Genomic DNA, 22,533 nt, shown 5'->3' with positions numbered 1-22,533 from the left:
GGCTTTTTTATCTAATGAAAATATTTACTGATAATCAGTAAGTTAAGTGAGTTTATTGCCTGTTTTTAAGTTTATCCGTTTGGTAGTGATATTTTTTATCAACCTCAGCCGATAGCGCAAGTTTTTTATTTGTCCCTGTAGAATGCCGCTTTCCTTATTCTCCTCAAACTTGGCATGCAGACTTCTCACCAAACTGGCCAACGCTAGGAAACGATTGGTATAGGCCAACATAATGAGGCTGATGGCCGGAAACAGTAGGGCAGGGGTGGTGATGGTGAGCATATTTGGACTGTTTTTTTGCGTTGTGAGTTTCAATTGCCCATGACGATACGCCAAGGACTAATGCAAATGTATAAAAAGGATTAATGAGAGCAAGCGAGAGGCACAAAGTTTAGCTTAGATGTACCGATAAAATAACTGCCCTTTGATTTTGTTGTTTTGTTATTTTTTGTACTTTGTACTCGCATCTTAAATTGTTCCATGGAAAAACATTTATCATCAGAAAAAGATATCCAAGCCGATATTGAGGCTATCGGCAACATTCCGGCAGTACCCAACATACTGGAAGTTATTTGCCAAAGTACAGGCATGGGGCTTGCCGTGATAGCGAGAGTAACGGAAGCAAGATGGGTTGCCTGTGGCGTACGGGACGAAATCTCATCGGAACTGAAACCTGGCGGAGAACTCGACGTGGAAAATACCATTTGCGGGGAAATTTGCGAAACGCGTCAAGTAGTGGTCATCGAAGATATAGATCAGGAAGAAAATCCCTTGTGGCGTAAAAAGCTTGGTAAGCGTAACTTTAGAAGTTATATATCAGTTCCCATTATTCTGAAAAACGGCAAATTTTTTGGTACGTTATGTGCCATTGATTTTAAGCCTGCAAATTTGAACAAACCGGAAATCATTGGTATGTTCAATCTGTTTGCCGAGTTGATAGCGGCGCACCTGGATACATTTGAGAAACTTGCTATTGTTGAAAACAAATTACGGGAAGAACGTAGATTGTCGAGAAGGAGAGATCGGTTTATTGCTATATTGGGACATGATCTTCGCAATCCGTTAGGAGCAATAATAAGTACTTCACAGTTTTTGAGAAGACAAGATTTGGGTGAAAGAAATACAAAGATGATGCAGATCATCTATAATTCTTCTTATCGGATGAAAGGGCTGATAGATAACATCCTCGATTTAGCTAGAGGGCAGCTTGGTACGGGCATCAAGATAGACAGGCGGCAAGAGGATATAGAAAATATCCTAGATGGGGTTATCAAGGAATTGCAGGCCGTGTGGCACAATCGTGATATCGTGTGCCAGGTAACTTGTAGGGAAACGATCTATTGCGATGCGGAGCGTATGGCCCAAGTTTTCTCTAATCTTTTGAGCAATGCTTTGACACATGGCGATTTATATGCATCCGTACAGGTAAGGGTTTCCAGGGTGGGAGACAAGTTGCTGTGTACTGTCACCAATGCTGGTGAGAAAATCCCCGATGCCATCATGGAACATTTATTTAAGCCCTTTTCACAAGGAGAGCGAAAAAAAGACAAGAAAGGACTTGGACTTGGGCTATATATAGCGTCTGAGATAGTACGTGCCCATGGGGGCAGCATAGAGGCCCATTCAACGGATGAACAGACTTGTTTTACTATCCAATTGCCCCTACTGACGGAGTGACTTTGTCCATGAACTGCATTATGCCTATTTCCCAATAACTACACCCGGCTTATTAAGTACGGGAACACGGGTGAGGTTACTGTCTACAATGCTTTCCGGAAGAAAGATAAATTTTTTGTCGTATATGGTTTTATCGATATAATAACTGAGCAAATATTCGTTGGTAAGGCCAAATACCTGCTCGTCAATGGCTTCAATCAATGCATATTCATGTGTATCCACATCGCCGATAAAATGTCTAAGCACGGAGGTTTTTACCTCCTTATTGTCCTTCAGTCCATAGCCTTTGCTGCTGACCAATACATTTTTAATGACCACATCTTTATTGTTGACTAGGTAGACATTCCATGATTTGCCATGTGGCGAGTCGCTTTCCAGTACAACTGCAATGTAGATGTCTTCAACGATATTTTCAGGAAGGTCTTTTTTCATGCTTTTCTATTTCTTCACCGCTCTTCCTCTGCCTTTTGCTGCCTTTCCGGCTTTCGGATTCTTGGCATCTGCTTCTGCCAAGACAACTACATCTTCATAGCTGATTTCCTCGATGGCCTTGCCCTTGGGAATCTTTACGTTTTGTTTGCCAAAACGGATAAATGGTCCCCATCGGCCTTGTTCTATACGGGCTTCCGGATTTTCCTCAAAGGTCTTCAGCACCTTTTCTTCGTCACGTTTGCGCTTTTCTTTGATGATTTCGATAGCTTGGTCTTCATTGACATCCAATGGATCCAACTCCTTGGGCAAGGAATAGAAAGCATTGTTGTGCCTGATGTAAGGGCCAAAGCGGCCGATGGCAACGGTCATGTCCTTGTCCTCGAATATGCCCACTTTTTTTGGAAGCTTGAAAAGTTCCAACGCTTCTTCTAAGGTGATGGTCTCGATCATCTGACCGGTACGCAAACTGGCAAATTGGGGTTTTTCCTCGTCATCTGCAGAACCTATTTGAACCAAAGGGCCGAAACGACCAATACGCACGCTCACTTGCTTGTCTGAATTGGGATCTATCCCCAATACACGCTCACTATTGGCCCGGTCTGCATGTTGCAGGGTGTTCTCGACTTCGTGATGGAATGGGCCATAAAACCCATGTAACATAGCTGTCCATTCTTTCAGGCCATGTGCTATCTCATCAAACTCCTTCTCCACGATGGCCGTAAAGTTAAAATCGACAATATCCCTGAAATGCTCCACCAAGAAATCATTGACCAAGATGCCTATGTCTGTCGGGAACAGCTTGTTCTTTTCTGCCCCCGTTGTTTCCGTTTTTGTAACTGTATGTACTTCTCCCGATTGGATGTTCAATACCTTATACGCTCGTTGCTTACCTTCTCTTTCCTCTTTCACTACATAGCCTCGGTTTTGTATCGTAGAAATAGTAGGGGCGTAGGTAGAAGGGCGACCTATGCCGAGTTCTTCCAATTTCTTTACTAAACTGGCCTCGGTATACCTTGCGGGTGGGCGGCTGAAACGTTCGGTAGCCGTCATTTCCTTTAGGTTCAAGGATTGACCGACATGCAATGGCGGAAGCAAGGTATTATCTCCCGAATCGTCCAATTGCACCTCTTGGTCATCATCGTCGGTAGACTCGAAATAAACCTTTAAAAACCCATCAAATTTCATGACTTCGCCGTTGGCGACCATTTGTTCTTCACGGGTAGATATAGCTATTTTGGCTGTAGTCTTTTCAAATTCTGCTTCGCTCATTTGCGAGGCAATAGATCTTTTCCATATCAATTCGTAGAGTCTTTTTTCGGCATAGTCACCGTCGATTGAATGGTCGGAAAAATAAGTAGGACGTATAGCTTCGTGTGCTTCCTGAGCACCAGCCGATTTAGTTTTGTATTGCCTTCTTTTGTAATATTTTCTTCCGTAGGTATTGCTGATCTCTTGCTCGGCCGCTTGCAAGGCCGTATCGCTGAGATTGACGGAGTCGGTACGCATATAGGTAATCTTGCCCGATTCGTATAAGCGCTGGGCAATGGACATGGTACGCGCTACGGAAAAACCCAGTTTGCGACTGGCTTCTTGTTGCAGGGTAGAAGTAGTGAACGGAGCGGCAGGATTGCGCTTGCTGGGCCTAGTTTGAAGATCGCTTACCTCATATTGTGCGGCAATGCAGTCCTGTAGAAAGCGCTCGGCATCTTCCAGTTTTTCAAACCGTTTGGGAAGTTCCGCACGGAACAACTCTTTTTTATTCTCCGTGTGGAAAATAGCTACTACACGGAAGGCCGCTTCGGCAGTGAACTTAATAATCTCCCTTTCGCGATCGACAATAAGTCTCACGGCGACCGATTGTACGCGTCCGGCCGAGAGAGACGGTTTCACCTTCTTCCACAATACGGGCGAGAGCTCGAAACCCACCAAACGATCCAGTACGCGACGGGCTTGTTGGGCATTGACCAGATTGTAATCTATTTTTCTGGGAGCTTCAATAGCTTGAAGAATGGCAGGTTTGGTGATTTCATGAAATACGATACGTCTTGTATTGTCGTCCTTCAATCCTAGGGTTTCGTACAGGTGCCACGAAATGGCCTCTCCTTCACGGTCCTCATCGGATGCGAGCCAGACTGTTTCTGCACTCTTGGCTAGTTTTTTCAACTCACTGACTACCGCTTTCTTATCTGCTGGTACTTCATATTTCTGCTTGAAATTGTTTACTGTATCTATGGCATCATCTGTCTTCACTAAATCTCGGATATGTCCATAACTGGACTTTACCAGGAAATCTTTTCCCAAATATCCTTCTATTGTTTTCGCTTTTGCCGGAGATTCTACAATTAATAAATTCTTTGCCATTCAGTAAAATTGATTTTTGCAAAGAAAGGGATTTATATAAGTTATTACAAACGCTTATATGTCCAAACACAAAAAAAACACTATTTTAACAGTATGTTAATGCGCACTTTTCCCGTCTCACATCAAGAAACCGCCACCTAGCAGGTCATTGCCTTCATAGAATACGGCAGATTGCCCAGGAGCGATTCCCTTGACTTTATGTTGGAAATCAACCTTCATCATGCCATCTTCTTCTACGATATGGCTTTCCATCCCGGCATCTTTATACCTGATCTTGGTCACTGCTTCTAAAGGCTCATGGATGTGCTCATATTTTATAAGGTTGATATTCTTTACATGTGCACTGCCTTTTTCCAACTCACTTTCGTCTCCCAACATCACGGTATTGCTTTCGGGCAGTATGCTGGTAACAAATACGGGTCTCCCCAGTGCGATACCCAATCCCTTCCTTTGTCCAATAGTATAATAGGGGTATCCTTGGTGTTGACCTACCACCGTTCCATCCCGAAGTATGAAATTACCCTTGCCGATCTTCTCATCGATATCTTCCACTTTGTGGCGTAGAAAGGATCGGTAATCGTTGTCGGGCACAAAACATATCTCGTAACTTTCAGACTTATTGGCCAATTCCATCTGTCCCATCTCTAGGGCCATTTGTCGGATTTCTTTCTTGGTGAAGCTACCCAAAGGAAATTTGGTGCGTGCGAGATTCCTTTGCGATACTCCCCAAAGTACATATGATTGATCCTTATGTTCGTCCTTCCCTTTGCTGATAACGTAGCGGCCATTATCGTGCTGGTAAATATTGGCGTAATGTCCTGTAGCGATAAACTCGCAATCCAGTTTGTCCGCTCTTTTGAGCAAGGCCTCCCACTTGATATGTGTATTGCAAAGCACGCAAGGATTCGGTGTTCTACCTGCGAGGTATTCATCAACGAAATTATCTATGACAAAATCGCCAAACTCATCCCGAATGTCCAAGATATAGTGCGGGAATCCATAGTTGACGGCTAAAGCCCTGGCATCATTAATGCTATCCAAGCTACAGCAACCGGTTTCTTTGGAAGAGCCGCCAGAGGATGCGTAATCCCATGTTTTCATGGTAAGGCCAATAACCTCATAGCCTTGTTCGTGCAACATGACCGATGCTACTGAACTGTCGACCCCACCACTCATGGCTACTAAAATCCTTCCGTGCTTGCTCATGCTAATTTAATTATGAAAATGCAAAGATAAGGCTATTTCTTGGTAGAGTAATGTGGCCAAGTCACGAATAAGTAAAGATGAATTGTTGCGATGATGATTAAGGCATGCGAAACTTAGCAGAAAAAGCTAGATGGAGCTTGGGGAGCACCATCTAGCTTCAAAAAACAAACAACCTTATGCGCACAAGACTCACATAATTTTAAGAAAGAAAATAGCGTTTTCCTTATTCAAAGGTCTTTTGTTTAATTTGGTTATGCAATACCTGATTTTTGGTATTTTACACAATCATTCCCTTCAGTAAATAATATGCTGGCGAATTTATTAATAGCATGACACAAAAATCAGCTTGCCTTGTTATGATTTTGTTTTGTATGTTTGATTTTATTTATGGATACCGATATTAAAAATAGGGACATACAACTATTAGTGTTGGCCTGCTCTGCGGGTGGTATAGCGCTTATACAGAAAATATTGGCCTCCTTACACAAAGATTTTCCCATTCCGGTTATTGCGGTCGTACATAGGGGAGGGCATGTAATGAGTGCCTTAGAGAAGATTTTGCAGGTTCATTGCACCATTCGCGTGAAGGAAGCGGAAGAAAAGGAAATACTTCAACCGTCAACGGTGTATTTTGCTCCCGGGGGGTATCATTTGCTTATTGAAAAGGATCATAGTTTATCATTGGACGTTTCGGAACCTGTTAAATATTGCAGACCGTCTATTGATGTGACCTTGCAAAGTGCCGTAGATGTTTTTGGTAGTAATATGGCCGCTGTGCTACTCTCTGGAGCTAATGATGACGGTGCAGATGGCATGATGTCCGTATCGAAAGCGGGCGGCCTCACTATCGTTCAAAATCCCGAAGATGCTGAGGTGGATGTGATGCCTAGAGCGGCACTAAACAGGACTATGATTGATTTTATGCTCAACGGAGACGAATTGGTCCAACGGATAAAGGATATACGTTCTTTAGGTGGATAGTACATATCGTGCGATAAGCTAGCCTGTTACAGATTACATGTGTTTTTCTCGTCAGCCAAATCGACTATAATCAATTGATATAAGGTGCAAAAGCTAGTTTTTTCCGGTAAATATTCCAGATGTCTGATAAATAAGTTTAGCTTTGCAACATTGAAAAATCACGTTAGTAAGTGATTGAATGACATTTAATAATTAGGTTGACAATTTAAAAATCATAGTTGTAGATGATTAAGATTACGCTTCCGGATGGTTCTATCCGTGAATATGAAATGGGAGTCACTGGGTTTCAGATAGCCCAGTCTATTTCCGAAGGTTTAGCCCGCAATGTCCTCGCTGCTGAGGTAAATGGGCAAGTTTGGGACGCCACAAGACCTATCGAACAAGATGCTACCGTCAGATTGTTGACGTGGAACGACAAGGAAGGGAAAGCCACCTTTTGGCATTCGTCGGCACACTTAATGGCGGAAGCGCTCGAAGCACTTTATCCAGGTACCAAGTTTGGTATCGGTCCTGCCATAGAAACCGGTTTCTACTATGACGTAGATTTTGGTGATCAGCCTTTCTCTTCTGACGATTTCAAGAAGATAGAGGACAAGATGTTGGAGTTGGCCAAGCAAAAATCGGCATATGTACGGCAGCCTGTATCAAAAGCAGATGCTGTAACTTATTTTGAGGAGAAAGGTGATGAATATAAGCTCGATCTGATCAAGGACTTGGAGGACGGAAAGATTACATTTTATACGCAAGGTGATTTCACCGATCTATGTCGTGGGCCACACATTCCGAACACGGGGTTTATAAAGGCTATTAAGCTGACCAATGTAGCGGGAGCTTACTGGCGTGGCGATGAAAGTCGCAAGCAATTGACTCGGATATATGGAGTCACATTTCCCAAAGCAAGCGAACTGAGCGACTATCTGAAAATGATAGAAGAAGCCAAGAAGCGCGACCATAGAAAGTTGGGCAAGGAGATGGAGCTGTTTGCATTCTCGGAACGGGTAGGGATGGGACTGCCATTATGGCTACCTAAAGGGGCGGCCCTGCGCCAAAAACTGATCAATTTCTTACAGGCAGCACAAATAAAAGCAGGGTATGAGCCTGTGGTAACACCTCATATAGGCCATAAGAACCTTTACGTCACTTCGGGGCATTATGACAAATATGGAGCTGATTCGTTTCAACCCATAAAAACACCACAGGAGGGAGAGGAGTTTTTCTTAAAGCCCATGAATTGCCCTCACCACTGTGAGATATATAAAACGAAACCACGATCGTATAAAGACCTGCCGGTCCGTTTTGCGGAGTTCGGCACCGTATATCGTTATGAACAAAGTGGCGAATTGCACGGTTTGACCCGTGTGCGTGGTTTCACGCAAGATGATGCGCACTTGTTTTGCCGGCCAGATCAGGTAAAAGAAGAGTTTATGAAGGTGATAGATCTGGTACTTTACGTATTTAGGGCTTTGGGCTTTGAGGAGTATACCGCGCAGATATCTCTCAGGGATCCAGAAAACAAAGCTAAATACATTGGTAGTGAAGAGAATTGGCTTTTGGCAGAATCGGCCATTATAGAAGCGTCGGAAGAAAAGGGACTCCATACTATTATAGAGCTTGGAGAAGCTGCCTTCTATGGACCTAAGCTCGATTTTATGGTGAAAGATGCGCTTGGAAGAAAATGGCAGTTAGGCACCATACAAGTGGACTATAACTTGCCTGAACGTTTCGAGCTGGAATATACAGGCAGTGACAATCAAAAGCACCGTCCCGTGATGATTCACCGAGCGCCATTTGGGTCATTGGAGCGTTTTGTAGCCGTATTGATAGAACATTGCGCTGGACAATTCCCGCTGTGGCTTGCCCCAGAACAGTTCATTGTACTACCTGTTTCGGAAAAATATGAAGAATATGGGAAAAAACTTTTGGAATCGCTAAATAATGCCGATATTCGCGGATTAATTGACTTGAGAGATGAAAAAGTGGGCAGGAAAATCCGTGACGCAGAAGTGAAGAAAATTCCATACATGCTCATAGTGGGCGAAAAAGAGATGGAAAGTGGCACGGTTTCTGTCCGCAAACATGGCGGAGCCGATTTGGGTATATTGAGTCCAGAAGCGTTCAAAGAGCAATTAATCAAGGAAATAACCATTTAAAAGGAAATTAATTTGGCATTAGGAAGACCAGGAGTAAGAGGGCCACGCCCTCCATTCAAAAAGAAGGAACCGGATCACAGAATAAATCAGCACATCAGAGCTACAGAAGTTCGTTTGGTTGGTGACAATGTGGAACAAGGAATATACCCAATCAGGGAGGCTTTGAAAATCGCAGATGAGCTCGAACTAGATTTGGTAGAGATTTCGCCCAATGCCAATCCTCCTGTATGCAAAATCGTTGATTACAGCAAATTTGTCTACGAACAGAAGAAAAAGCTGAAGGAGATAAAGGCCAATGCTAAGCAGACCGTAATTAAAGAAATTCGTTTTGGTCCCAATACTAGCGACCACGATTTCGACTTTAAGCTGAAGCATGCCGTCAAGTTTCTCGAAGCGGGTGAAAAGGTGCGCGCATATGTTCACTTTAAAGGCCGTGCTATCGTATATAAGGATAGGGGAGAGATTTTATTGTTACGCTTCGCTCAGTCATTGGAGGAATACGGGAAAGTAGAGCTCATGCCTAAATTGGAAGGAAAAAGGATGTTTATAACGGTTGCTCCAAAGGTTGCAGCCAAGAAATAATAATGGGCGCCCTTTAGGGGGTAATCATACATATAAAAAAACTAATAGATCAGGTAAAAATAAATAAAATTATGCCAAAAGTAAAAACCAATTCCAGTGCTAAAAAACGCTTTAAGATTACTGGAACCGGTAAGATCACTAGAAAGCACGCTTATAAAAGCCACATTTTGACAAAAAAGAGCACCAAGCAGAAGCGTAACCTTACGCAAAGAGGCTTGGTATCTGATGCAGATATGGGTAATGTAAAGCGCATGCTTGGTATCGGTAAATAAGGATTATTGTTGTTAAATAACATTCATTGACCGGGTATTGGGTAGTAAGTCTATTGCAAAACATAGCGCCTGATGACCAAAAAAAAATAAAAAATTATGCCACGTTCGGTTAACGCAGTTGCTTCTAGAAGAAGAAGAAAGAAAATCCTAAAAATGGCCAAGGGCTATTATGGAGCACGTAGCAAGGTTTACACCGTTGCTAAAAACACAGTTGAGAAAGGTCTACAATATGCCTATCGCGACCGTAAAAACAAAAAGAGAGAGTTTAGGGCACTTTGGATACAACGTATCAATGCAGGAGCTCGTCAGCATGGGATTTCATACTCTCAGCTTATAGGCAAGTTGAATGCAAAAAATATAGGTTTGAATCGTAAGGTATTGGCTGATTTGGCCATGAACAATCCTGATGCATTTAAGGCGATTATTGATACTGTAAACTAAATTTAACCCATTTACCGATATCTATTAGTAAAAAAAAGAGACCATTGGTCTCTTTTTTTTTGCATCTTTAATTTTATTTTATCCAAATCTATTATGATGAATATTCGAATTGTCTTTTGCTTGTTTCTTAGCGCTATTAGCTATGCCTCATTTTCTCAACAAAATCCTATCCTCAAGGGGTGGTATGCGGATCCTGAAGGGATTGTTTTCAATAACGAATACTGGATCTATCCAACCTATTCGGCTCCTTATGAAGAACAGGTTTTTTTCGATGCCTTTTCATCTAAAGATCTAATCAATTGGGACAAACATCATCGTATATTGGATACAAGTGCGGTTAAATGGGCAAAGAAAGCCATGTGGGCACCTTCCATTATTGAAAATGATGGGAAGTACTACCTGTTTTTTGGAGCTAATGACGTACACCAAGGAGAAGTAGGGGGCATAGGTGTCGCCGTTGCAGATCAGCCCCAGGGACCTTACAGGGATTTATTGGGCAAGCCCCTTATAGACACCATCGTAAACGGAGCTCAACCGATAGACCAATTTGTTTTTAAGGATAAGGATGGCTCTTTTTACATGTACTATGGTGGATGGAAGCATTGCAACGTCGTGAAGTTGAAGTCAGATTTCACGGGTTTATTGCCATTGGATGATGATGGAACCTTGTTTAGGGAGGTGACTCCAGATCAGTACGTAGAGGGGCCATTCATGTTTATTAGAAATGGTAAGTACTATTTCATGTGGTCGGAAGGTGGTTGGACAGGGCCCGACTATAAGGTGGCCTACGCTATTGCCGATTCACCTTTTGGCCCTTTTGAACGCATTGGCGTGGTTCTGGAACAAGATGAAAATATTGCTACAGGAGCTGGGCATCATTCGGTTATGAAAGCACCAGACAAAGATGAGTATTATATGGTGTATCACCGTAGGCCATTGGGTGAAACCAGTCCACATCATCGAGTGACCTGTATTGACAAAATGATTTTTACTAAAGATGGACGGATCAATAAAATTCAAATGACAAAATAAATAGACTGTGGGTGTATGATAATTTGCATTGTCCACGTTAAATAGAATTTGTTGTATTTAACTCCCTTTAGTTAACTGGCTATGCATAAGATAAGGTATTTCCTTATCTATTTTATTAGCGAAATGACAAGTGCATAGAACTTGTTTTAAGATTTAAAAGAAGAAGCCGCGAATATTAATTATTATTCGCGGCTTCTTCTTTAAGATTGGAACGTGTATTTATACTTTTGCTGTATCTAGCTTCGCTTTGGCAATCGTAGGTTCATCTTCTTGTTCCTTACCTCCGAGGTCGACCTCAAGTGGTGCAGCAAGGAAGATAGATGAATAGGTACCCAAAACAATCCCTATCAGGATGGCAAAAGAAAAGCCTCTTATTACTTCGCCACCGAAGATGAATAGCACAGCCATTACAAAAATTACCGTCAATGAGGTAATAATGGTACGGCTCAAGGTCTTGTTGATGGCATGATTGATGACTTCTGCTACCGGTTTGCGTTTATTGATTTCTTTGCCCAGCTCTTCACGAAGACGGTCAAATACAACTACGGTGTCATTGATAGAGTAGGCAACCACAGTCAAGAGGGCCGCTATAAAATGTTGGTCTATATCTAATGAGAACGGCACTATACCATCTAATAAGGAGAATAAGCCTAAAAGTATGATAGCGTCATGTATCAAGGAAATAGCTGCAGATAAACTGTACTGCCATTTGCGGAAGCGCAGCAAGATATAGAGGGCTATGATGACTACCGAGAATATGACAGACCACACAGCAGAAGTCTTGATGTCGTTTGCAATGGTAGGTCCTACCTTCTCGGAGCTTAAGATCTCGCTAGGGTTACCTGCAATCTTGTCCAGTCCTTCGCTCAGTTTAGACAATACTTCTTCATCTGCAGCATCGTCCGTCCTGTCAATTAGATAAGGAGTAGTAATCTTGATTTGGTTTTCGTTGCCAATGGTCTTTACTTCACTGGTCACGCCAAACGTTTCGTTTACGTTATCCCTTACTTCTTCCAGGTTCACGGGTTTCTCATAACGAACGGTATAGGTACGGCCACCAGAAAAATCTACGCCAAGACTGAAGCCCTTAGTGAATATGCTGATCAGAGCAATCACGATCATGGCCAAGGAAAGACCATAGAACTTCTTACGGTTTTTCACAAACCCATAGTTTGCGTTCTTAAAGGTGTGATCGCTCCAAGGATACGACACGTTGATTTTCATGTCTTTCTTCAACATCCAGTCGAAGATAATCCTGGTGATGAAAATAGCGGTAAAGAGGGAAGTAATAATACCGATGATCAAGGTCGTAGCAAATCCCTGAATAGGGCCGCTACCAAACACATACAGTATTATACCCACCAAGAACGTGGTAATCTGGGAGTCTAATATAGATGGCATGGCATGCTTATAGCCATCGGAAATAGCTTGACGGGTGCCTTTGCCCAAGCTGAATTCTTCGCGTATCCGCTCGTATATGAGCACATTGGCATCTACAGCAGTACCCATGGTCAGCACGATACCCGCTATACCTGGTAGTGTGAGGACAGCCCCAAAAGACGCAAGTATGCCCATGATGAAGAACACATTGAACAACACGGCAATATTAGCTACGATGCCCGCGCGGTTGTAATAGCAAATCATAAATACCAATACAACAACTAACCCGATGATGGATGAATTGATGCCGGCATCAATAGCTGCCTGACCAAGGGTAGGACCTACAATGGATTCAGAAACGATCTTTGCAGGTGCGGGAAGGCGACCTGCCTTCAAAATGTTGGCCAAATCTTGTGTGTCCTCTATTTTGAAGTTTCCAGAGATAGAAGATGTGCCGCCGGAAATCTCGTTTTGCACGGTAGGTGCTGAGTAGACTACATTGTCCAAAACAATGGCAATCGCCTTTTTATTGTTAGGGTCAGCGGAAGCTGCTGCGGTAATGGATCTCCATTCGCGTGCTCCATCACTGTTCATAGACATGGAAACTACTGGATTGTTCCGTTCGTCAAAATCTGCCCGAGCATCCGTAACGACATTGCCGCTTAATACTGGACCAGCGTTTAACCCCGTGGATTTAATGGCATATAGTTGATAAGCGCCGCCTTCCGGTTTTACACTCCATAATAACCTCACGTTTGTCGGGATGATTTTTTGGATTTCTGGCTTATTCAGATAGGAGTTAACTGTCGCAGTATCTTTTTGCGCTACATATCCCACGATGGGGCCTGGAGCCAGGTACTGTTGATTTTGATCATCGGTGCCTATCACCGGTACTAGAACGGAGAAGAGCGGATTTTGATTAGCGAGCTGTTCCTGTGCAGCCTTGGCACTGTCTTGTGTACCGGTAGAAGCTATTTTGCTGGTAGTATCGCCACCCAATGCGGCTAGGCTACCACCTTCACTTGCTTGGTTACTAGTGTCCTTTTGGGCTACAGCTGGCTTTGCATCGGTCTTCTGGATACTGGCGAGAGTAGTGTTGATGTTTTCCAGCAAAGGAAATATCTCCCTATTGTCATAGGTCTCCCAGAATTCCAATTGGGCAGACCCTTGTAGCAACTTGCGTACGCGGTCTTCGTCAGACACGCCCGGAAGTTCGATTTGGATCCTATTGGTTCCTTGTTGTAACTGGATGTTGGGAGAAGTTACGCCAAATTTATCGATACGAGTACGTAATATATTAAATGAGCGATCTATTGCGCTTCCAGCTTCGCGTTGCAAAAATTGCAAAACATCACTATTGCTGCTATTGGCCGAGACAGCACTCGCATTGTCTTTATTTGCGAAGAAATTGGCTAGTTTGCCGCTGGGCTCCAGTTTGTTGTACTCTTCGCCAAATAAGGAAACGTAGTCCTTTTGGCTTTGTCGGCTCCTCAATTCGGCATTTTCCAATGCTTTGTTGAAATTGGCGTCATCGGGATTGTTTGCCAAATTCTTGATCAGCTCTTGTAGAGAGATTTCCATCGTCACGTTCATCCCCCCCTTAAGGTCGAGCCCTAAGGCGATCTCACGCTCCTTACAGTATTGGTAGTTGAACTTTGCAAACCCCAAATTGTAAACATCTACCGTAGCCATTGAGTCTAGGTACGCCCTTTCCTTTGCTGCATCGCCTTGAGCATATTCAGCAGCGTCACGTTCCACTTTGCGGGTGACAAATGTGAAAGATAGGGAATACAAACACGCAATGGATATCAGTATTACAAAAAAATTAATTAGCCCTTTACCTTGCATTGTTGTTTTGAATGATTATAAAATATAATTTTTATTGTTGCACTACTCGTTTAAGAACGGCAAAGCTATGAAAATTTTGTATAAACAATAAGTTATTTGTATGCTTATTGCCTTGTTAAGTGGTTTTTTTTCAAACAAAATACAGAGCTAGGTTGTTGTTTGTTTCCTGTTTTGTTTTAACTTGTTCAATATCAAATGTTTTTTAATCGGCTGTTTCCCTAGGATCTTATTTTGCTGTATTCAAAAAAACTATAATCATAGGGATTCTTGTCATCGGCGGCGTGGTGTTCGGCTTCTTCCAATTGCCACTCATCATCTTTTATTTCGGGAAAAAAGGTATCGGCATCTTCAAACGTTTCGTGCACAATGGTATGATAAAGCTTGTCGCATTTTGCGATAGCTTGCTGGTATATCGTAGCTCCACCGATGATAAACACCTCTTCGTCGTCATTGGCCATCTGGATAGCCTCGTCCATCGAATGCGCAACGATGGCATCTTCTACATCGTATTGTTCTTGCTGGGTCACGATGATGTTTTTCCTTTTTGGCAGTACTTTGCCAATTGACTCGAAGGTTTTCCTTCCCATGATAATCGGATGCCCTGAGGTGGCTTGCTTGAAGTGCTTTAGGTCTGCGGGGAGGTGCCACAGCAACTGATTGTTTTTTCCGATAGCCCAGTTTTTGTCGGTGGCAACGATGATAGATAAAACAGGTTCACTCATAATGGTTGTTTTTACTGGTTTAAACGGCTACAGCAGCCTTGATATGTGGGTGGGGATCGTAGTCGATCAATTCGAAATCTCCAAACTTAAATCCAAAAATACTATCAACTTCGGGATTTATTTTCATGGTGGGCAATTTTCTTGGGCTCCTTGACAATTGGATAGCCGCTTGTTCCAAGTGATTGCTGTATAAATGGGCATCCCCCAATGTATGTACAAATTCGGCAGCTTCCATATCACATACCTGTGCTACCATCATGGTCAGCAAAGCGTAAGAAGCAATATTGAACGGAACACCCAGAAAGATATCCGCACTGCGTTGGTACAGTTGGCAGCTTAACTGCTGCTTGGTCTGTCCCTTGGCAGGATCGGGAGGTGCTACATAAAACTGAAAGAAAGCGTGGCAAGGAGGAAGTGCCATATGTGCTATCTCGCCTACGTTCCAGGCAGACACAATGATACGCCGCGAATCTGGATTGGTCTTTAGTTGTTGGATCACCTGGCTTATTTGGTCTATATGCCTGCCATCTGCCGTAGGCCAAGAACGCCATTGCGAGCCATAGACAGGCCCCAGGTTTCCCTCTTCATCGGCCCATTCATCCCATATACTTACTTTGTTTTCCTTAAGGTACCGGATGTTGGTGTCGCCCTTTAAGAACCAGATCAATTCGTGAATAATAGAACGCAGATGCAACTTTTTCGTCGTCGTCAAAGGGAAACCTTCCTTTAGATCGAATCGCATTTGATAACCAAATACACTTTTGGTCCCTGTCCCTGTTCTGTCTGTCTTCGTTGTGCCATTTGCTAGCACGTGCTTCATGAGGTCCAAATATTGCTGCATCGCTGTATTGTTCTAACAAATACAAATATAGTGCTTATGAATGAAAGGAGGAATGCCATAATGAAAAATAGAGTCTCCCTATTACATGCTTAATTGTGAAAATATCAAAACATTTTTCCTTGTGAATTTAAGTGCAACATTTTCTGTTTTTTGGCGACTAACTAGTGATATATTTTTGATTTGATACCATAGCACATGAATTGCCTTTTAAGATACCCTGTTTTTCTATCCTTCTTGCTTTTTTTGTTTCCGAATATTCAGGATTGTATAGCGCAAGTTGCTTTGCCTATTCCCTATAGTTTCCAGAAAGCCTTGGACAAAAATACCAGAACCTTAACCGGAGAGCCGGGGAAAGCCTATTGGCAGAACAGTGCGGCATATGACATCGATGTTGCCTTCGATCCACAGGCCTTGCTTATTAAAGGAGAGGTTTCCATCACCTATAAAAACGACAGTCCAGATGCATTAGATAGTATCTGGTTTAAGCTATACCCCAATCTTTATCAATCAGGTGCCGAAAAATCTTCGGAAAACAGGATCGCTAAATCCGATCTGGGCAAAGGTGTGACTATCCATTCGTTTGCCGTAAATGGTAAGCCAGTAGATAGCACATCGTATAGGATAGAAGGCACTAATATGGTATTGACGCCTCCAACGGCGTTGATGTCCGGCAAGGAAATGCGGTTTTCTATTTCATATGAATATACGCTGAATGCGGGTTCGCACAATCGTACGGGAAAGGTAGATGATGGGACTGCTTTTGTTGCTTACTTTTTCCCACGAGTAGCTGTCTACGATGACATCGATGGTTGGAACAAATACCCTTATCGTGGAAGTGAGGAGTTTTACAACGACTTTTGTTCTTTTGATGTATCCATTGCCGTACCCCAGGATTTTATGGTATGGGCCACCGGCGATTTGCTAAATGCCGAAGAACTGTTTCAGCAACCAATCGTGCAGCGTCTGCAAAAGGCCGAGGGCGACGATGACGTTTTAGATGTTATAACGGAACGGGACCTGCAGGAAAAGAATGTCTTAAAGGGCAATAAGCAACATGTCTTTCGCTATCGTGCTGCGGATATTGTCGACTTTGCCTTTGGTGTGGGCGATCATTATGTGTGGAAGTCTGCTAGCGTGCTTGTCGATTCCATTACGGGAAGGAGAACACGTGTTGATGCCGTGTTCAATCCCAAGCATCGGGATTACCTCGAGGTGATAGATTTTGCCAGGAAGACCGTCCATGGAATGAGCCACGTTTTTCCCAAATGGCCATATCCATTTCCGCATATGACGGTGTTTGACGGGCTGGATCAGATGGAATATCCCATGATGGCCAACGACAATCCCACCGAGAGTAGGGAAGATGGCATTACCCTCACCAGCCATGAGATTTTTCACAGCATGTTCCCTTTTTACATGGGGACCAATGAGACGAAGTATGCTTGGATGGATGAGGGGTGGGCCATTATCGGTGAATGGATACTTTCCAGCTATATCGATTCGACCTTCGTGGATGACTATGGCATCAAGCCTACGGCAGCTACCTCGGGTGCGGCATATGATACACCTATCATGACCTTGACTACCGACCTGAAAGGTGCCTCTAGCTTCACCAATTCCTATCCCAAGCCAGCCTTGGGTTACCTATATGCCAAGGAGGCTCTGGGAGATTCCTTATTCTTCAAGGGACTGCATTATTATATTAAGCAATGGAATGGGAAGCATCCTCAACCTATGGATTTCTTTCAAGCGATGAACACCGGAAGTGGCAAGAATCTCAATTGGTTCTGGAAGGCCTGGTTCTACCAGAGTGGGGTCACTGACTTGGCGATATCAAAAATCATAAAGGATGTAAATGGTTATACCGTTTATGTTGACAATAAGGGCGATATGCCCTTGCCAGTTCACCTGAGCTTTACTTACGAGGATGGAACAATAGAGCATATCAACTATCCTGTCAGTATTTGGGAAAAAGGCGATAAGCAAGCCGTGGTAGAAGTGGAATCATCCAATGCCAACAAACTGAAAAAAGTAGAATTGGGCAGTGTTTACGTGCCTGACAAAAATAAAAAAGACAACCTGTTTTATATAATCGACTAATATCATCTTTCAACTCCTAGCCTTATGACGCCAAGAAATTTTACCCTAAGTGTTTTTTCGTTTTTTTTGATTGCGATTTGTTCTCATACCGCTCTTTTTGCCCAAAATAAGGGCCTTATCTCTGGGGTACTGGCAGACAGTACAGATCATAGCCAACCGCTCGGCTATGCCACGGTTTCCCTTTTTAAAGATCAGGATACGACGATGTATATGTACAGGTTGTCTGACGATAAGGGTGCATTTTCCTTTAAAAACCTACCTGTCGATGCAACCTACCGGTTGGTTATCAACGCTTGGCAACGCGAGGTACTTAGAAAGCAGGTGGAGATTACGAAGGACAAACCCGATATCAAGCTGGACAGTATATTTCTGGCCCTTCGGTTGAAGGATTTGGACGAGGTGGTCATCAGCGCCGAGCGGCCACCGATCTTGGTAAGGAACGACACCATTGAATTTAATGCCGAATCGTTCAAAACACTGCCCTCGGCCGTGGTAGAGGATTTATTGCGTAAGCTACCGGGTGTAGATGTAGCAGAGGACGGGAGCATTCGAGTGAACGGCAAGCCCGTGAGCAGGATATTGGTAGATGGCAAGGAGTTCTTTGGTGGCAATCAGCAGATAGCCACCAAGAATTTGCCTTCCAACCTAATAGACAAGGTGCAGGTGACGGAAGACAAAGAGATTACGAACCAAAATCCAGACCTCGTAGCATCAGAAATACCTCAGGTCATCAACCTGAAACTTAAGAAGGAGGTAAAACAAGGTGCATTTGGCAAACTCTACGGGGGCGGTGGGCTAGATGAACTGTACGAGGTAGGGGCTATTCTCAATGCCTTTCGCGATACTACGCAGTTGAGCATCTTGGGATATGGAAACAATGTCAATAAACCGGCATTCGGCATGAATGACATGATGAGTCTCGGGGGATTTAGTCGAAGTGGGAGCAACTCTATCTACATGAACAGCGACGGTGGCTATCGGATTAACGACATCGGCTTTGGTGGCTCCATGGGAGGTGGTATACAATCGTCGGCTGGTGGAGGGTTCAATTTCAATACCCTCACCAAAAAGGGGCTGGTAGTGAATGGACAATATTTCTTAGGCTATTCGGACAATTTTCTTAAGAGGCAGACCTATACCGACCAGACCCTTCCTAGCTATAACCTGATATCCAATAGCCTGGCGCAAAATACCAATAGAAGCTATACCCATAACATAGGAGGGAAGCTAAGATGGAAAATCGACAGCATGAGCACCTTTAACCTAACGCCAAATGTCACCATCTCTACGCTCAACAATAGGGGAATGGATAGCTTGATGACAGAAAATTCCATTGGTCAGTTGACTAATGCGTCACAAAACGAGCAGTATCAGCAGGGAACTAATCTTTCTTATAACATACAAACGGACTATTCGAGAAGCTCAGTCAGGAAAAAAGGAAGAACATTTAATTCCGCCCTTCGTATCTCCGGTACGGACAATTCGGATGACAATCAAAACTTCTCGAACAGTGTGTTTTACCTGGAACCATCACAGACTGTCGTAGATCAGCTAAGGCAAAACAAGGTCAGCAATTTCAATGCTTTTCTCTCCGCCAATTATGTGGAGCCCTTGAGCAAGAAGTTTTCACTGACTTTCTACTTTACGGGAACTTACCTGGAACAGGAGAATGCGCTGTCTACTTTTTATAAAGACGAAGCCAGCGATGACTATATCGTTGCCGTTCCATCTCTGAGCGAAACCGTACAGCAGGATGGGTTCAAGGGATATGCACGAGCGCGCATCCGCTGGTCGGTCAATAGCAAGCTGCGGATAGAGCCCGGCCTGATTTTCAATACCATCAATCTCTCCAATAAGTTCACAAGCCACGAATCCTTTAAACAGGATTTTCATTACGTACTCCCATCGCTCACGGTGAGGTATAAGGATTGGCAACTGGACTATAGCCCCAGTATTCAGGAGGTCAATGCACAATATCTACAGCCCGTGGCCAATAATACCAATCCTTTATTCATCCAATATGGTAATCCTGACCTAAAGCCTACGGAAAACCATAGAGTTAGCCTGAACCTGTATAAGTATGACATGAAAAGTGGGCTCAGTTACAATGTCTACAGTTACGGCACCATTCAGAATAATGGCATTGTAATGGCACGTACTATCGATGCAGATGGCGTACAAACGGCCACGCCTGTGAATGTGAATGGTTTTTGGCAGGAATACGCCGGTGTGTACGTCAACAAAAGTTTTAAGTTCAGCAAAAATCAGTTGACTTTGAGCGGTGGTATGTACGGGAGCTACGACCGTAGAAAGATGATTTTGAACGAGGTAGAGAGTAATGCAGACGTATATAATTTCAATCCGCGGATTTCCGTGCGGGTCAATTTCAATGATGTATTGGAACTAGGACAAAACTATAACTTTTCGCGGGGAATAAGTAGGTATGAAGATTCGTTCTTCAACGACCTCAGCTTTGTCACGCATTCCGGCGAAAGTATGTTGATCGTTAGGTTACCCAAAAAACTTGTTTGGGAGACAAACTTTCAATTTATATCCAACAGACAACAATTGGAGGGGTACAACAATGAAATCAAACTGTGGAATGCTGGGCTGACTTACTTGTTTATGAAAAATGATAGAGCCCAATTGAAGTTTTCGGTAAACGACCTGCTGCAAAATGCCGTAAGACGCAATCTCACAATTACCGAAAACCGGATAAACGACATACAGACAAACAATATCGGCAGGTACTTTATGCTCACCTTGACGTACAACATTCAAAACTTTGGCCAGAAAGTAGGCGGAAAAGATAGGTTCTTTATGTTTTAGCCAAGAAAAACATAAATCGATATAAAAAACAAGGGGACTGAAACGTCATATTTTCAGTCCCCTTGTTTTTCTCAACGATGATGCTGGGTAATGCTTGTTACCTTCTCTACAGCAGGGAGATCTTGACCAGTGATGTCATATCGCCCGCTATTGTAGCTCACAACGACGGCATCTACACCATCTTTGCTAACCACCAGGGCATTCTCATCGTATTTAGTTTGATAGCCAGGTAGCTCCTCGGCAATATAGCCAGACCATTTTTCAAATTTACTTAACATAGCAATACTTTTTTATGTCCTCTATGTATGGAGAACCATAGTAATGGCTATATTGTTTTGCCCCATTTGATGGTGCATCCCACCGCCTTGGTGAAGTTCGTAGTGGGCTTACTGCCTGCCAGCAACTCGTCAACGGCATTTTTTGCGAAGAACTTGCTAGGTTCGCCGTTTGAATTGTCGTCAATGGCACCTATATATTGTACCACGTTTCCTGCTTCGGTCTTTTCCACTATAAAGATATGCGGGGTGCGTGTAGCGCCGAATTGCTTGGTCACCACATGTCCTGGATCCAATAGGTAAGGGAAGGTGAAACCTTTGTCCTTGGCCCTTTGTTGCATATCGGCCAGATCTTCTCCTTTTTGAACAACGGGGTCGTTCGGGTTAATGGCTATCACGGGATAGCCTGCCGATTTGTAGGTCGCGTCGAGTTCCTTGATGCGCTCCTCATAGGACTTTGCTACCGGACAGGTGTTGCAGGTAAATACGACGATATAACCCTTGGCGTCCGGGAAACTGGAAAAAGAAACTGTCTTGCCGTCAATGTTCTTCAGGGAAAAATCAGCGACCTTGTCGCCTACCTGATAACCGCTTTCCTGCGCTTGCGCGTAGCCCAGCACCATCATGCTGGCCATTACCACGACGATTGCACCAGATAGTCGGTTTTTCAATTTTGATGTGATTCTTTTCATGATCTTTTACATTTTTGAATGATGATATTGTTTTGTTGACTATTGCGATTGGGTCTGAAAAGCCAGTAGGCTTTGCTCCAATTGCTCCAAGGTAAATTCTTGTTCATGGAATTTGCGCTTGTTTTTGGATTTCTGTACCAACAAGGTAGCTGGTATGGCGCCAGACCATTCCTCCGAGATCCTGTCTATGTATTCCTGCTGATCGGTCTCGTTGAGAATGAGCACCTCGTTCCGGATTTTTTTGTCGGCTACAAATTTTTCGACTACCTGCGGCTTCTTGGGAGAATCCAGACTGACGAACAACAGTTTGATGGGGGAGAGGTTAGCCGACTTATCGGAAACCAATTGCTCAAAATAGGGCATTTCCTTGACACAAGGCCCACACCAAGTAGCCCAAAAATTGACAACAAAAATGGTATCACCCCCCTGAGACAAGCGGGTCTCCAGCTCATCCAGCGTGCTTAAGTGTACCGCCTTACTCGGCCGATCGATATAAGCGCTGGTCAAGAAAGCTAACATCATGAATCCCAATACCTGTTTCATATTACAATCTTCTACACAAATATAAGATACAACAAATTATTATCGCAAGTGTTGCCCGTTTTAATCATGCTAAAAATATTGTTGCCTCATGGGATTACGCCATCGATTGTGTAACAAACTTGTTGTCTGGTTCCTGGTAGTGCCAAAAGAATTACCTTAGAGCTAATAG

19 protein-coding genes are annotated in these 22,533 nt (G+C 43.5%); 9 read left to right on the top strand and 10 right to left on the bottom strand.

Going from position 1 to position 22,533, the window contains the following annotated elements:
- Positions 1–42: 42 nt before the first annotated feature.
- A complete protein-coding gene (locus A37S_RS24490) occupies positions 43–282 on the bottom strand; it encodes a DUF2721 domain-containing protein (RefSeq protein ID WP_245586366.1) in 240 nt (79 codons plus the stop codon).
- 198 nt (positions 283–480) lie between these two features.
- Between A37S_RS24490 and A37S_RS0111725 the strand changes: the two genes are divergently transcribed.
- Entirely contained in the window at positions 481–1,677 is a 1,197-nt protein-coding gene (locus A37S_RS0111725; protein WP_036602321.1) for a GAF domain-containing sensor histidine kinase, read from the top strand.
- A 24-nt stretch (positions 1,678–1,701) separates the two neighbouring features.
- On the opposite strand, the gene A37S_RS0111720 is transcribed toward A37S_RS0111725, so the two are convergent.
- From A37S_RS0111720 to mnmA, 3 genes are all read right to left on the bottom strand, one after another.
- Positions 1,702–2,109 carry a hypothetical protein gene (locus A37S_RS0111720; RefSeq protein ID WP_028297150.1) on the bottom strand — a complete coding sequence of 136 codons (408 nt, stop codon included), beginning with the start codon at positions 2,107–2,109 and terminating at the stop codon, positions 1,702–1,704.
- Between the two features lie 6 nt (positions 2,110–2,115).
- Positions 2,116–4,470, bottom strand: a complete 2,355-nt coding sequence (gene topA, locus A37S_RS0111715) for a type I DNA topoisomerase (protein ID WP_028297149.1) — start codon at positions 4,468–4,470, stop codon at positions 2,116–2,118.
- Between the two features lie 117 nt (positions 4,471–4,587).
- Positions 4,588–5,676, bottom strand: coding sequence for a tRNA 2-thiouridine(34) synthase MnmA (gene mnmA / locus A37S_RS0111710; protein WP_028297148.1), 1,089 nt, complete (start codon positions 5,674–5,676; stop codon positions 4,588–4,590).
- A gap of 387 nt (positions 5,677–6,063) precedes the next feature.
- Here mnmA and A37S_RS0111700 point away from each other — a divergent pair, with 387 nt between their 5' ends.
- The 6 genes from A37S_RS0111700 to A37S_RS0111675 all read left to right on the top strand — a co-directional run bounded on the left by A37S_RS0111700 (position 6,064) and on the right by A37S_RS0111675 (position 11,134).
- A complete protein-coding gene (locus A37S_RS0111700) occupies positions 6,064–6,657 on the top strand; it encodes a chemotaxis protein CheB (RefSeq protein ID WP_028297147.1) in 594 nt (197 codons plus the stop codon).
- 224 nt (positions 6,658–6,881) lie between these two features.
- The gene (thrS, locus tag A37S_RS0111695; RefSeq protein ID WP_028297146.1) at positions 6,882–8,807 is read left to right on the top strand and encodes a threonine--tRNA ligase; all 1,926 of its coding nucleotides are present in this window, start codon (positions 6,882–6,884) and stop codon (positions 8,805–8,807) included.
- A gap of 12 nt (positions 8,808–8,819) precedes the next feature.
- Complete coding sequence (gene infC / locus A37S_RS0111690; protein ID WP_036602318.1) at positions 8,820–9,389, top strand: translation initiation factor IF-3; 570 nt, start codon at positions 8,820–8,822, stop codon at positions 9,387–9,389.
- A gap of 71 nt (positions 9,390–9,460) precedes the next feature.
- On the top strand, positions 9,461–9,661 hold the full coding sequence (gene rpmI / locus A37S_RS0111685) for a 50S ribosomal protein L35 (RefSeq protein ID WP_028297144.1): 201 nt from the start codon (positions 9,461–9,463) through the stop codon (positions 9,659–9,661).
- 96 nt (positions 9,662–9,757) lie between these two features.
- Positions 9,758–10,102 carry a 50S ribosomal protein L20 gene (gene rplT / locus A37S_RS0111680; RefSeq protein ID WP_028297143.1) on the top strand — a complete coding sequence of 115 codons (345 nt, stop codon included), beginning with the start codon at positions 9,758–9,760 and terminating at the stop codon, positions 10,100–10,102.
- A gap of 93 nt (positions 10,103–10,195) precedes the next feature.
- Complete coding sequence (locus A37S_RS0111675; RefSeq protein WP_245586365.1) at positions 10,196–11,134, top strand: glycoside hydrolase family 43 protein; 939 nt, start codon at positions 10,196–10,198, stop codon at positions 11,132–11,134.
- A 219-nt stretch (positions 11,135–11,353) separates the two neighbouring features.
- Here A37S_RS0111675 and secDF read toward each other — a convergent pair whose 3' ends face one another.
- The 3 genes from secDF to A37S_RS0111660 all read right to left on the bottom strand — a co-directional run bounded on the left by secDF (position 11,354) and on the right by A37S_RS0111660 (position 15,925).
- Positions 11,354–14,362, bottom strand: coding sequence for a protein translocase subunit SecDF (gene secDF / locus A37S_RS0111670; protein ID WP_028297141.1), 3,009 nt, complete (start codon positions 14,360–14,362; stop codon positions 11,354–11,356).
- A gap of 218 nt (positions 14,363–14,580) precedes the next feature.
- On the bottom strand, positions 14,581–15,084 hold the full coding sequence (locus tag A37S_RS0111665; protein WP_036602316.1) for a dihydrofolate reductase: 504 nt from the start codon (positions 15,082–15,084) through the stop codon (positions 14,581–14,583).
- A 19-nt stretch (positions 15,085–15,103) separates the two neighbouring features.
- Positions 15,104–15,925, bottom strand: coding sequence for a thymidylate synthase (locus A37S_RS0111660; protein WP_028297139.1), 822 nt, complete (start codon positions 15,923–15,925; stop codon positions 15,104–15,106).
- Positions 15,926–16,120: 195 nt separating this feature from the next.
- Here A37S_RS0111660 and A37S_RS0111655 point away from each other — a divergent pair, with 195 nt between their 5' ends.
- Both A37S_RS0111655 and A37S_RS0111650 read left to right on the top strand, forming a co-directional pair.
- Positions 16,121–18,025: a M1 family metallopeptidase gene (locus A37S_RS0111655; protein ID WP_169719484.1), complete on the top strand. Its 1,905-nt coding sequence runs from the start codon at positions 16,121–16,123 to the stop codon at positions 18,023–18,025.
- 24 nt (positions 18,026–18,049) lie between these two features.
- Complete coding sequence (locus tag A37S_RS0111650) at positions 18,050–20,854, top strand: outer membrane beta-barrel protein (RefSeq protein WP_028297137.1); 2,805 nt, start codon at positions 18,050–18,052, stop codon at positions 20,852–20,854.
- A 71-nt stretch (positions 20,855–20,925) separates the two neighbouring features.
- Here A37S_RS0111650 and A37S_RS0111645 read toward each other — a convergent pair whose 3' ends face one another.
- The 3 genes from A37S_RS0111645 to A37S_RS0111635 are packed head-to-tail and all read right to left on the bottom strand — an operon-like array spanning position 20,926 to position 22,364.
- On the bottom strand, positions 20,926–21,132 hold the full coding sequence (locus A37S_RS0111645) for a hypothetical protein (protein ID WP_028297136.1): 207 nt from the start codon (positions 21,130–21,132) through the stop codon (positions 20,926–20,928).
- A gap of 47 nt (positions 21,133–21,179) precedes the next feature.
- A complete protein-coding gene (locus A37S_RS0111640; RefSeq protein WP_084163876.1) occupies positions 21,180–21,821 on the bottom strand; it encodes a thioredoxin family protein in 642 nt (213 codons plus the stop codon).
- A 39-nt stretch (positions 21,822–21,860) separates the two neighbouring features.
- Complete coding sequence (locus A37S_RS0111635; protein WP_028297134.1) at positions 21,861–22,364, bottom strand: TlpA family protein disulfide reductase; 504 nt, start codon at positions 22,362–22,364, stop codon at positions 21,861–21,863.
- Between the last annotated feature and the right edge of the window lie 169 nt (positions 22,365–22,533).

It is taken from the genome of Olivibacter sitiensis DSM 17696 (assembly GCF_000427965.1).
Classification (GTDB): Bacteria; Bacteroidota; Bacteroidia; order Sphingobacteriales; family Sphingobacteriaceae; genus Olivibacter; species Olivibacter sitiensis.
Note: the sequence above shows the minus strand (reverse complement) of the source record. Positions and strands in the feature narration are given on the sequence as shown.